The organism is Streptomyces sp. NPDC051976, assembly GCF_040680795.1.
Lineage (GTDB): Bacteria > Actinomycetota > Actinomycetes > Streptomycetales > Streptomycetaceae > Actinacidiphila.
On the sequence record NZ_JBFAXL010000029.1, the window covers coordinates 1 to 12651 of the forward strand.

Here is a 12651-nt window from a genome sequence, read left to right on the forward strand (position 1 = left end):
TCATCCTCGGACAACACCAGCTCGGCCACCGGCCGCCCCATCTTCGCCATGAACACAGCCTACTAATTCAACGAACTCCCGGCGCAGGACACTAGCACCGCGAAACCGGCGATCCGCCCGTCGCGTACCGCGCAGAGCACGACGCGCTCGTCGGACGCGATGGCCTTCTCCACCCCGGCGCGCTGCCGCTGCAGCTCCTCGGCGCCGCTGTAGTCCTCCGGGGGGAGGTGGCCTTCGTAGTACGTGGCGCGGGCGCGGGCGTGGATGTCCGCGATGGCGTCCAGGTCTTCTGCGATGGCCCGGCGGACCATGACGGACGGAGTGCTCATGTGGAACTTGACGCGCTGGACGGCCATTTGGTTCCCGTGATCATGACGCCGGGCCAGGACCCCCATAGTCCTGGCCCGGCGCGTTCTGTGTCGCGGCCCCGTCAGCGGGCGGGTGTCAGCCCGTCGTGCGGAAGACCGCCACCGTGCGGGCCGGGACCGTGAAGGTGCCGGTGCCGCTGGTGTAGCGGGAGGTCTTCACGACCGGGTCGCCGCCCTCCCGCTGGGTGGGGTGCAGGGCGTAACCGGTGCCCGCGAGGGCGGGGACGGTCTGGTCCTGCGTGGTGGGTGTGGCGTTGAAGACGATGACGAGGTCGCCGGCCTTCATCGTGATCACCCCCGGGGTCTCGTCCTTGCCCGACAGGGGGAAGGAGAGCTGCTGCTGCACCTGGGCCGCGGTGGTGAGGCGGAACGCCGGTTCCGCCGTCCTGATGCGGAGCAGGTCCTGGTACGCGGCGGAGGCCGCCGCGACGGTGGCGCAGCCGGGGTTGAGCGCGGGCAGCGTCAACAGGGGCTTGGCGTAGTCCCACTTGGCGGAGTTGTCCGCCGCCGGGGGCAGGCCGCGGCCGAAGCCGTTGGCCCCCGGGCCCGGGACGCAGGTCCAGTGGATGGCGTTGAACCAGTCGCCCGAGTCGAAGGAGTTGCGGTCCAGCGACTTGGAGCGCAGCAGGTCGGAGCCCGCCTGGTAGAGCGCGGGGCCCTGGGAGAGCGCCGCGGTGGCCTCGGCGAGGACCTGCATCCTGGCCCGGTCGGCGGCCGAGGTGGTGGCCGGGAGCTTGTAGGCGAGGGCGTCGTAGAGGGCTTCGTTGTCGTGGGCGTCCACATAGGCGAGGGCGTCGCCCGGCGCGTCGGCGTATCCGGCGGGTGCGCCGTTGTAGTCGATCTCGGAGCCGGTGACCTGCTTGCCGTCGGAGTCGGTGAAGGCGAACTGCCGCAGGTTTCCGGTGAGTCCGACCTTGATCAGGTCCTGGTAGTGCAGCAGCCGGGTCTTCTGCTCGGCCGGAGTGCCGTTGGCAGTCGAGGAGTTGGGGTCGGTGTAGAGGCCGGAGGCGAAGCCCTGGACGCCGGGGTCGGAGTCGAAGGGGCTGCCGCCGCGTACGGCGTCGCGGGCGCGGTCGGAGAAGGTGGCGATGCCGGTGCCCGCCATGTTGGCCTGGGTGGCCTGGACGAAGCGGGCGTTGTCGGCGACCTCGCCGAAGTTCCAGCCCTCGCCGTAGAGGATGATCTTCTTGCCGTCGACGCCGTCATGGGCGAGGGTCAGGGCGTCCAGCGCCTTGCGGACGGCCAGGATGTTGGCCTTCGGGTGGTGGCCCATCAGGTCGAAGCGGAAGCCGTCGACCTTGTACTCCTTCGCCCAGGTGACGATCGAGTCGACGACGAGCTTGCCCATCATCGCGTTCTCCGGCGCGGTGTTCGCGCAGCAGCTGGAGTTGGCGACGGAGCCGTCCGGCATCAGCCGCTGGTAGTAGCCGGGCACGATCTTGTCGAGGACCGAGGTGTCGGCCTGCCCGGCGGCGGAGGTGTGGTTGTAGACCACGTCCATGACCACCCGCAGCCCGGCGCCGTTGAGGCCCTGGACCATCCGCCGGAACTCGGTGGTGCGGGTCGTGCCGTCCGGGTTCGTGGCGTACGAGCCCTCGGGGACGGTGTAGTGGTACGGGTCGTAGCCCCAGTTGTAGGCGTCCTTGGCCGCGGCGGCCGTCACGCACGCCTGCTGCTGGTCGCTGTCGGGGGCGTACGAGGTGAGGTCGCAGGCGGGTGAGGTCTGGTCGGCGGTCTTCTCCGGGACGGTCGCGAAGTCGAACGCGGGCAGCAGGTGGACGTAGTTGACGCCTGCCTTGGCGAGGGCCCGCAGATGGGTCATGCCCGCCGACCCGGTGTCGGTGAAGGCGGTGTACTTGCCGCGGTCCGCGGCCGGGACGGTGGTGTCGGCGACGGAGAAGTCACGGATGTGGAGTTCCTGGATCTCCGCCCGGCTCATCGGCGCCGCGGGCGGCTTCGCCTGGTGCGCCCAGCCCTTGGGGGCCAGCTTCGGGTCGTCGAGGTCGACCAGCAGGCTCTGCTGCGAGTCGGCGGTCAGCGCGACGGAGTAGGGGTCGGTGACCTTGTTGACGACGAGCTTGCTGACGCTGGGCGCCCAGACCGTGACGTCGTACAGATACGGCTTCCCGGTCCAGGACGCCGGGCCGGTGACCGACCAGACGCCGCTGGTGTCGTCGCGGCGCAGGGGTACGGTCTTGCCGCCGATCTCCACCGACACGCTGTGGGCGGTCGGCGCCCACAGCGACAGCTCGGGCGTGCCGTGGTGGAACACCGGTCCGAGCGCGGCCTTCTGGGCGGCGGCCGCGTAGACGTCGTCGAGGACGCCTTGCGTCTGCACGCCGGTGGCGGCCAGCAGGGCACCGTTGGCCGCCCGCTGGGTGGCCAGGACCTGGCCGCGCAGCGCGGCGGTCGCCCGGCCGCGGTCGCGGGGGTCGATGGTGAAGGCCGAGTAGCCCTTGAGCTGCGGGAACCGGGCGAGCTGCGCGTCGGTGAGGCCGCCGTCGACCTTGGTCAGCCGCAGCCAGTGGCCCTCGTCGGAGAGCGCGCCGTCCTTGAGGGTGATGCCCCCGTCGGGGGCGTAGACGAGCTGCTGGGAGACGGACGGGGCGCTGGTCTTCCAGGCGACGGTGTACCGGTCGATCCACTGCGCCTCGGCCTTGCCGAGGTCGAGGTCGGCGCCGGAGCCCTGGGGCTGCGGCAGCAGGTACTTCTCGGTGCCGCCGAGCAGCCACACCTCGTGGCCGGAGGCGGTCAGGTCCAGGGACTGGTCGCTGGGCAGGTCCTTGGTGTCGCCCTTGTGGATGATGTAGCTCAGCGAGGTCGCGCCCGCGGCGAGCGGCACCTCGAACACCGCGCCGTAGGAGTCGATCCGGGCCGGCTGCAGCGGGGCGGTCCAGTCCGTCGGGTTCGCCGCGCCGGTCCAGTCGTGCAGACCCCAGCCGGTGTAGTCGTTGTCGGCGCGGTGGTAGTGGATGATCGCCTTGGTGGTGTCCTGCGGCGGGTAGGCGCCGGCGGGCGCGGTGGTGGCGACGTCCGGGCTGCCCTGCTCGACCCAGACCTCGCCGGTGGTGGTGAGGTCGATGGCGCGGTCGGCGTCGGTGTCCTTGACGCCGTTCTTGTCGACGACGATGAAGCCGACGCTGGAGGCGCCCGGCTTGAGCTTGACGTAGGCGAAGGCGCCGTAGGCGTCACGGCCGGTGAACGGGTGCCCCGCGGGCCAGGTGGTGGACTCGCCGTCGGCGATGTCGCCCCAGGTGTACAGACCCCAGTTCGTGTAGTCCCCGTCGGTCCGGTGGTAGTGGACGATCGCGTAGTCGCGGCTGACGGCGGTGGGCGGCGCCGCGACGGGCGGGGCGCCGGTGGTGGTGTCCGCGGTGGCGGCGGCGGTGTGCCCGGCGGCGTCGACCACGACGGCCTTGTAGCGCACCGCGGTCCCCGCGGGCACCTTCGCGCCGATCACCTGGGTGACCTTGTACGGGGCGTGGTCGGCGGAGCCGAGGATCTGCCACTTCGCGCTGCCGGTCTGGGCGGCGAAGACGACCCGGTTCAGTCCGCCGCCGCTGACGTCGGCGGCGACCTCGACGGTGCCGGTGGCGCCGGGGGCCGGGGCGGTGAGGGTGAGCGCCGGGGCCGCGGTGGGCGCGGGCAGCGGCAGGGCCGCCCGGTAGACCACGGAGCTGAGCGCGGGCACGGTGAGGGTGACCGCGCCGTCGCCGCCGGTGGTGACGGTGCCGGTGGCGCCGTAGATCGCCCTGTAGCCGGCGGCGGCGGTGTTGCCGGTGGGTACGGTCACGGTCTTCGCGGTCGTGGCGTCGTTGACCGCGACCAGGTAGTCGTCACGGGTGCTGCTGTCGGTGCGGGAGTAGGCGTAGACGCCGGCGCCGCTGCCGGGCTCGACGTACCGCTCGGTCTGCACACCGTCGCGCAGCGCCGGGTGGTCCTTGGTGAGCTCGGAGAGGGCGGCGATGTCCCGGTAGAGCGGGTGCGTCGGGTCGTAGGCGTCGCTGGCGTGGGTGCGGTCGGTGCCGATCTCGTCGTCGTCGAGGTAGTCGGCGACCTTGGAGGCGAACATCGTCTGCCGGGCGTCCTTGTCGCCGCCAGCGCCGGTGAAGCCCTGCTCGTCGCCGTAGTAGACGACGGGGTTGCCGCGGCCGAGGAACATCAGCTCGTTGGCGAGCTTGTCGCGCTGCAGCAGCTCGGCGTCGCCCGCCTTGGGGTTGTCCTGCTCCAGGAAGGAGCCGATCCGGCCCATGTCGTGGTTGCCGAGGAAGGTGACCTCCTCGTACGCGTTGGCCTTGTCGGTGGTGTAGCGGTAGTCCTGCCCGTAGAGGCTCGCCAGCTTGGCCGGGGAGGCGCTCTGCGAGGCGGCGGCGCGGGCGGCGTCCTGGAAGGGGAAGTCCAAGGTGGCGTCCAGGCGGCCCTGGGTGACATAGGGCGAGGTGACGGAAGGGTCGGCGGAGTAGGTCTCACCGAAGAGGAAGAAGTTCTTGCGGCCCTGCTTCGCGGCGTAGGCGTCCAGCGCGGTCGCCCACTGGGTCCAGAACGGCATGTCGACGTTCTTGACCGTGTCGATCCGGAAGCCGTCGATCGCGAAGTCCCTGACCCACTTCTCGTAGATCTTCTCCATGCCCTGCACGACCGCGGGACGCTCGGTCCACAGGTCGTCGAGGCCGCTGAAGTCGCCCTGGTCGGCGCTCTCGCCCGCGAAGGTGGAGTCACCGCGGTTGTGGTACATCGTCGGGTCGTTCAGCCACGCCGGGACCTTGGCGTTCTTCTTGTCCGCGGGCACGGTCGGGGTGCGCGGGAAGGACGCGGTGGTCACCTTGGGGAAGATCTTCGAACCGTCCGCGTAGTCGGAGTCGTCGAAGGGCGTGCCGTCCGCCGACAGGTACGGGAAGGCGCCCTTGGAGAGGTAGCCGTAGGTGTTGTCGGTGTTGCCGATGACATCGGCGGTGTGGTTGGTGATGACGTCGAAGAAGATCTTCATGCCCTTGGCGTGGGCGGCGGAGATCAGCTTCTTCAGGTCGTCGTTGGTGCCGAAGTGCGGGTCGACCTGGGTGAAGTCGGTGATCCAGTAGCCGTGGTAACCGGCCGAGGCGTCCTTGCCCGTGCCCTGCACCGGCTGGTTCTTGAAGATCGGCGCCATCCATATCGCGGTGGTGCCCAGACCCTTGATGTAGTCCAGCTTCTGGGTCAGGCCCTTGAGGTCGCCGCCCTGGTAGAAGCCCTTGTCGGTGGGGTCGTAGCCGGTCGCGAGACGGCTGCCGGTCAGTCCGCCGGTGTTGTTGGACGGGTCGCCGTCGGCGAACCGGTCCGGCATGACGAAGTAGAACTGCTCGCGGGTGTCGGCGTGCCGGGCCGGCTGCGCCGCGAGCACCCGGTCGGAGGGCGGCGGTGGCGGCGGGGAGGCGGCGTGCGCGGTGGCCGCGGGGATGACGAGGGCCGCTAGCGCGGCGAAAGCGGTGGCGGCGGCGGTACGCCGCACGCCGGTCCGCGAGCTGTACGCGGGCAGCCTGAACGGCAGGGCCACGGGCAGTTCTCCTTGCGGGTGTCCGTACGACGGGTGCCGACGGAGAAAGGACAGCCTCGCGCCGGGGCCCCACGCGCATGAAAACCCGGTGCTGCCCCGGCGTCGGTGCCGGAGCTGTCCGGGACCGTATCGGCCGCGGCGGCGTTGCAGCAAGACGTCGTAAGAAGTTCCAGCCCCCGGCGCGCACCCGGTGCGACAGCAGGAAAGTAATGTCCCGTCTGCCCCGATCAGAGCCTGGTGGACATCTGCAGGTCACAGGAATGTCACATCGCGATGATCATGGAGAAAGTTTCTTGCAGACTCTTTCGCAAGGGATTGCATCGCTGTTACGTTCCCTCCCAGCCCGAGCGAGCGGAGTCGGCCAGGAAACGGCCGGCTCCTGCCGGATCAGGGCGTTCGTTCGGGCACCACCCTCATCAAGGAGTCAGGTATGCGACGCGGCATATCCGTCGTGGCGATGGCCGCGGCCATCGTTCTCGGGGTCACCGCCTGTGGCGGCGGCAAGAGCGACAGCAAGAGCAGCGACAGCGGCAACGCGAAGGACCCCGCCTCGGTCTCCGGCACCCTCACCTACTGGGACACCTCCGACGCCAAGAACGAGGCGCCGACGTACAAGGCCCTGATCGCGGACTTCGAGGCGAAGTACCCCAAGATCAAGGTCAACTACCAGAACGTCGACTTCGGCACGGTGGAGCAGAAGTTCAAGACCGCCGCGCAGAACGGCAAGGGCGCCCCCGACGTCATCCGCACCGACGTCGGCCTCATCCCCGAGTACGCGTCGCTGCACTACATCGCGCCGCTGGACGGCACGACCGCGCTCACCGACACCAGCGACTTCCTGGCCGGTCCGCTGAACACCACCAAGTACGACGGCAAGACCTACGGCGTGCCGTCGGTCACCGACACCCTGGGCCTGCTCTACAACAAGGACATCTTCGCCAAGGCCGGGATCACCGCCGCGCCGACCACGTGGGACGAGCTGATCGCCGACTCCGCGAAGATCAAGGCGAAGGTGCCGGGCGTCGCGGGCACGTACGTCAACCCTGACTCGTACTTCCTCTTCCCGCTGCTCTTCGGCGAGGGCGCCGACCTGGCCGACCCGGCCGGCAAGAAGGTCACGATCAACTCGCCCGAGGCCGTCAAGGCCGTCACCGAGGCGAAGAAGATCTACGACACCTCCTCGCTCAAGGTCGACTTCGCCAGCGCCTACGACAACATGCAGACCTCGTTCAAGAACGGCAAGGTCGCCATGCTGATCCAGGGCCCCTGGTCGGTCAGCGACGACCTGACGGGCACGGCGTTCAAGGGCAAGGAGACCAACCTCGGTTACGCGGCGGTCCCGGCCGGCTCCTCCGGCAAGGCGCTCGCGCCCACCGGCGGCCACGACCTGGCGGTCTACCAGGGCTCCAAGAACCTCGACGCGGCCTACCTGTTCACGCAGTTCATGACGTCGTCGGCGAGCCAGCAGAAGATCGCGCTGAAGAACGGCACCCTGCCGACGCGTACCTCCGCGTACACCGCCGAGGTCACCGGCAACCCGGAGATCGCGGGCTTCAAGCCGATCATGGACACCGCCCGTCCCCGGGTCGCGCTCCCGCAGGTCGGCAGCCTGTTCACGCCGCTGCAGCAGCAGTACATCAAGATCCTGCAGGGCCAGGTCTCGGTCCAGGCCGGACTGGACGCCGCCGCCAAGGAGTTCGGCAAGCTGCTGCCGGGCTACACGGTCCAGTAGCGGGGCCGCAGCCGGTCCCAGACCCCGGACCGGCCGGCCGGGGCCCCGCCACCTGAACGGGCGGGGCCCACGCGCCCGGCCGGCCGGTCCGGTCCGCACCCCCAGCAGACCGCACGCAGACAGCACGCACCGCACCGTGGAAAGAGCCGAGGAGCGATGACCACCGCCACCGTGAACCGACCCGCCCGGGGCAAGGCCCCCCGGCCGGGCCTCATGACGTCGTTGAGACGGTCCTGGGACAAGTACTGGTACGCCTGGGTCATGGTCGCCCCGGTGATCATCGTGATCGGCGTCCTGGTGCTCTACCCGCTGGCGTACGGCATCTACCTGTCGTTCACCAACGCCACCGAGCAGAACGTCGCCAAGAACATCGGCCCCTTCCATGTCGACGCGACGTACCACTTCATCGGGCTGCACAACTACTGGCAGATCCTCTCCGGCCACGACGGCGACTTCTACCCGCGCCTGGAGTGGACGGTCATCTGGACCGTCTCCTGCGTGGTCATCACCTACGCCATCGGGCTGGGCATGGCGATGCTGCTCAACCGCCCCGTGCGGTTCCGGCTGTTCTACCGGCTGGCGCTGATCCTGCCGTGGGCGGTGCCCGCCTTCATCGGCGTCTTCGCCTGGCGGCTGATGTTCAACTCGCAGTACGGCGTGTTCAACGAGATCATCACGCACCTCGGGATGCCCGCCCAGGACTGGCTGGGCACCCCCTTCGCGCAGAAGATCGCGGTCATCACGGTCAACGTCTGGTGCGGTGTGCCGTTCATGATGGTCGCCACCCTCGGCGGCCTCCAGGCCATCCCCAGCGAGCTGTACGAGGCCGCGGAGATGGACGGCGCCACACCGCTGCAGCGCTTCCTCAACGTGACGCTGCCGGGGCTGCGCCCGGTGACCAGCACGGTGATCCTGCTCAGCACCGTCTGGACGTTCAACATGTTCCCGATCATCTACCTGCTGCTCGGCAACAACACCACAGGGGACACCGACATCCTGGTGACGTACGCCTACGAGAAGGCGTTCACCGGAGTGTCCGACTACGCGGGCGCGGCCACCTACGGCATCGTCATCCTCCTCATCCTTGTGGCCTTCTCCACCTTCTACCGCCGCCAGTTGAAGCCCGAGCAGGCCTAGGAGCCGGATCACCATGAGTGCCACCACCCACAGCGGCCCGGCCGCCACGACCCAGCAGCGCCGCCGTGCGGCCGCCGCCCCCAAGACCGCCTACCGTCCGCGCGGCTCCCGCGGCCGCGGCGCCTCGCTCGCGCTGCACGCCACCCTGCTCACGGCGAGCGCGATAGCGGTCTTCCCCGTGTTGTGGATCGTCTTCATCTCCATGGGCCCCAGCACCGCCTGGCAGCAGCCGGGCGAGGTCGTGCACCATCTGGGCCTGGGCAACTACCGGTTCGTGCTGTTCCACAGCGACTTCCCCAAGTGGTTCGTCAACTCGGTGATCGTGGCGGGCGCCACCACGGTGCTGGGCGTGCTGATCGCCTCCAGCGCCGGCTACGCGATCTCCCGGATGAAGTTCCCCGGCCACAAGTCGCTGATGTGGACCTTCCTGATCACCCAGATGTTCCCGGTCGCCGTGCTGATCGTGCCGCTGTACAACCTGCTGGCGCAGCTCGACCTGCTGGACACCTACCTCGGCCTGGTGCTGGTCTACTGCACCATCTCGGTGCCGTTCTGCGCCTGGATGCTCAAGGGGTACTTCGACACCATCCCGCGGGACATCGACGAGGCGGGCCGGGTCGACGGCCTCACCCCGTTCGGCACCTTCTGGCGGCTGATCGTGCCGCTGGCCCGGCCGGGTCTGGCGGTCACCGCCTTCTACAGCTTCCTCACCGCGTGGGGCGAGGTCGCCTACTCCACGCAGTTCATGACCGACCGCACCACGCTGGCCGCCGGAATCCGCACCTTCGCCGCCGACCAGCGCGCCGACTGGGGCAGCATGACGGCCGCCTCGGTGCTCATCGCGATCCCCGCGGCGATCGTCTTCCTGGTCGTCCAGAGACACCTCGTGGCGGGTCTGACCGCCGGTGGCACCAAGGGCTGAGCCCATGCAACGCCTCTCCGCACGCACGCCCGTTGTCGTTCCCCCGCTCACCAGCGCCAAGGGAAAACAGAAGGAATCCATGAGCCAGCACCTCACCGACGCGCCCAGCTCCGCCACCGCCCACTCCGCTGGTGGCGCCGAGCGCAGAGACTGGTGGCGCGAGGCGGTCATCTACCAGGTCTACCCGCGCAGTTTCGCCGACGGCAACGGCGACGGGATGGGCGACCTGCCGGGCGTCACCGCCCGGCTGCCGTACCTGCGCGACCTCGGCGTCGACGCGGTGTGGCTGTCGCCGTTCTACGCCTCCCCGCAGGCCGACGCCGGCTACGACGTGGCCGACTACCGTGCCGTCGACCCGATGTTCGGCTCGCTGACCGACGCCGACGACCTGATCAGGGCCGCGCACGCGCTGGACCTGAAGGTGATCGTCGACCTGGTGCCCAACCACTGCTCGGACCAGCACGAGTGGTTCAAGCAGGCGCTGCGCGAGGGCGTGGGTTCGCCGCTGCGCGAGCGGTTCCACTTCCGCCCCGGCAAGGGCGCGGACGGCGAACTGCCGCCCAACGACTGGGAGTCCATCTTCGGCGGCCCCGCCTGGACCCGCACGGTGGAGCCGGACGGCACCCCCGGCGAGTGGTACCTGCACCTCTTCGCCCCCGAGCAGCCCGACTTCAACTGGGACCACCCGGCGGTGCACGACGAGTTCCGCTCGGTGCTGCGCTTCTGGCTGGACCTGGGCACCGACGGGTTCCGGATCGACGTGGCGCACGGCCTGGTGAAGGCCGCGGGCCTGCCCGACATCGGCCACGGCGAGCAGCTCACCCTGCTGGGCACCGCCGCGATGCCGTACTTCGACCAGGACGGTGTGCACGAGATCTACCGCGGCTGGCGCACGATCCTCGACGAGTACGCGGGCGACCGGATCGCGGTGGCCGAGGCGTGGACGCCGACGATCGAGCGGGCCGCGCTCTACCTGCGCCCCGACGAGCTGCACCAGGCGTTCAACTTCGAGTACCTGAGCACCCCGTGGGACGCCGCGGCGCTGCACCAGGTGATCGACAAGTCGCTGAACGCGATGGGCGCCGTGGGCGCCCCGGCGACCTGGGTGCTGTCCAACCACGACGTCACCCGGCACGCCACCCGGTTCGGCAACCCGCCCGGTGGCACCCAGCTGCGCGACCCCGGCGACCGTGAACTCGGCCTGCGCCGGGCCCGCGCCGCGGTGATGCTGATGCTGGCGCTGCCGGGCTCCGCGTATCTGTACCAGGGCGAGGAGTTGGGCCTGCCGGACGTCACCGACCTGCCGGACGAGGTGCGTCAGGACCCGTCGTTCTTCCGCGCGGCGGGCCAGGACGGTTTCCGTGACGGCTGCCGGGTGCCGATCCCGTGGTCGGGCACCGAGGCGCCGTACGGTTTCGGGCCGGTGGCGGGCGGGCCGAGCTGGCTGCCGCAGCCGGAGAGCTGGGCGGAGCTGAGCGTGGCCGCGCAGACCGGCGACCCGGGGTCCACCCTGGAGCTGTACCGGGCGGCGCTGGCGCTGCGCCGGGAGCTGCCGGCGCTGGGCGCGGGCACCGAGGTGACCTGGCTGGACGCGCCGGAGGGTGTGCTGGCCTTCCGCCGCGAGCCCGCCGCGGGCAGCGGCGGCGACGCCTTCGTGTGCACCGTGAACCTGACCGGAGAGCCGGTAACGCTTCCGCTTCCCGGCCGGGAGCTGCTGTCCAGCGCCGCGGGCGTACCGTCCGACGCCGGTTCCGCCCCGATCGACGGCATTGACGTGACAATCGCCGCTGACACGGCAATTTGGTGGGCGATCTGACGTGGTGGCGTTCCGTCCCCTAGCATCCGGTGCTGTGACCGCGAGGCTTGCCGACATCGCAGCCCAGGCGGGGGTCAGTGAAGCGACGGTCAGCCGGGTGCTCAACGGCAAGCCCGGGGTCTCCGCGACCACCCGTGAATCCGTGCTGGCCGCACTCGACCTCCTGGGGTACGAGCGGCCGGTACGGCTGCGCCAGCGCAGCGCGGGTCTGGTCGGGCTGATCACGCCCGAGCTGGAGAACCCGATCTTTCCCGCCTTCGCGCAGATCATCGGCCAGGCGCTGACCCGGCAGGGGTACACCCCGGTGCTGGCCACCCAGACGCCGGGCGGCTCCACCGAGGACGAACTGGTGGAGATGCTGGTGGAGCGGGGGGTGGCCGGGATCATCTTCGTCTCCGGGCTGCACGCCGACTCCACCGCCGACATGGAGCGCTACACCAGGCTGCAGGGCCAGGGCGTGCCGTTCGTGCTGATCAACGGCTTCTCGGAGAAGGTCGACGCGCCGTTCGTGTCCCCCGACGACCGGGGTGCGATGCGGCTGGCCGTGACCCATCTGGCGGCGCTGGGGCACCAGCGGATCGGCCTGGCGGTCGGGCAGAAGCGCTTCGTGCCCGTCCAGCGCAAGATCGAGGGCTTCGTGGCGTCCATGGGCGAGGTGCTGGGCCTGTCGCGGGACGCGGCGGAGGGGATGATCCAGCACTCTCTGTTCACCCTGGAGGGTGGTCAGGCGGCCGCCACGGCGCTGATCGCCTCCGGCTGCACCGCGATCGTCTGCGCCTCGGACATGATGGCGCTGGGCGCGATCAGGGCCGCCAGGCAGCAGGGGCTGCGGGTGCCGGGGGACGTCTCGGTGGTCGGTTTCGACGACTCGCCGCTGATCGCCTTCACCGACCCGCCGCTGACCACCATCAGGCAGCCGGTGGCCGCGATGGGCCAGGCCGCGGTGAACGCGCTGCTGGAGGAGATAGGCGGGACGCCCGCGCCGCACAGCGAGTTCGTCTTCCTGCCTGAGCTGGTAGTTCGTGGTTCAACAGCCGCCGGGCCGACGGCGCGGAGCACACCTCTCCCGTCCCAGCAGCCACCCGCCGCGACCACCGGGGGGACCCCGGAACGGCCCTAGGCCAGATCGGCAAGCCGTGCGGAATC

7 protein-coding genes are annotated in these 12651 nt (G+C 70.1%); 5 read left to right on the forward strand and 2 right to left on the reverse strand.

Annotated elements, in window-relative coordinates:
• Positions 1–62: 62 nt before the first annotated feature.
• Complete coding sequence (locus AB0M29_RS25940; protein WP_365386593.1) at positions 63–356, reverse strand: hypothetical protein; 294 nt, start codon at positions 354–356, stop codon at positions 63–65.
• Positions 357–444: 88 nt separating this feature from the next.
• The gene (gene pulA, locus AB0M29_RS25945) at positions 445–5898 is read right to left on the reverse strand and encodes a pullulanase-type alpha-1,6-glucosidase (protein WP_365386595.1); all 5454 of its coding nucleotides are present in this window, start codon (positions 5896–5898) and stop codon (positions 445–447) included.
• Positions 5899–6328: 430 nt separating this feature from the next.
• On the opposite strand from pulA, the gene AB0M29_RS25950 reads away from it, so the two are divergent.
• The 5 genes from AB0M29_RS25950 (at position 6329) to AB0M29_RS25970 (ending at position 12625) form a co-directional block, all read left to right on the forward strand.
• Positions 6329–7630, forward strand: a complete 1302-nt coding sequence (locus tag AB0M29_RS25950; protein ID WP_365386598.1) for an extracellular solute-binding protein — start codon at positions 6329–6331, stop codon at positions 7628–7630.
• Positions 7631–7786: 156 nt separating this feature from the next.
• On the forward strand, positions 7787–8767 hold the full coding sequence (locus AB0M29_RS25955) for a sugar ABC transporter permease (protein WP_365386599.1): 981 nt from the start codon (positions 7787–7789) through the stop codon (positions 8765–8767).
• A 13-nt stretch (positions 8768–8780) separates the two neighbouring features.
• A complete protein-coding gene (locus AB0M29_RS25960; protein ID WP_365386601.1) occupies positions 8781–9689 on the forward strand; it encodes a carbohydrate ABC transporter permease in 909 nt (302 codons plus the stop codon).
• Positions 9690–9768: 79 nt separating this feature from the next.
• On the forward strand, positions 9769–11505 hold the full coding sequence (locus tag AB0M29_RS25965; protein WP_365386603.1) for a glycoside hydrolase family 13 protein: 1737 nt from the start codon (positions 9769–9771) through the stop codon (positions 11503–11505).
• A 34-nt stretch (positions 11506–11539) separates the two neighbouring features.
• Complete coding sequence (locus AB0M29_RS25970) at positions 11540–12625, forward strand: LacI family DNA-binding transcriptional regulator (protein WP_365386606.1); 1086 nt, start codon at positions 11540–11542, stop codon at positions 12623–12625.
• Positions 12626–12651 lie beyond the last annotated feature (26 nt).